Annotated in this window: 1 protein-coding gene; it reads right to left on the reverse strand. The window is 42.1% G+C overall.

Annotation, left to right across the window (positions count from 1 at the left end; genetic code table 11):
- The coding region (locus tag KA858_RS12530) for a hypothetical protein (protein ID WP_210135843.1) at positions 1–242 on the reverse strand (242 nt) is incomplete at both ends.

Genomic DNA, 242 nt, shown 5'->3' on the forward strand with positions numbered 1-242 from the left:
GGTTGAGACGTAGAACTATTTGGATGTTCTGCATTATCAGTCGCTTTAGCACGTACATTACCTTCAGGGATAGGCACCGTTGGTGTAATTGTAACTCGACCAGTACTATCTGTCGTACCTGAACCAATAACATTACCATCTTTATCCAATAATTCCACTTTCGTATTCGGATCTGTAGTAACGGGAAAAGGTGTTTGAGTTCCAGCTTTACCACATAAATCCGTGGAAAGTGTTGGAGGCGT

The organism is Staphylococcus sp. GDX8P80P, assembly GCF_017893095.1.
Lineage (GTDB): Bacteria > Bacillota > Bacilli > Staphylococcales > Staphylococcaceae > Staphylococcus > Staphylococcus borealis.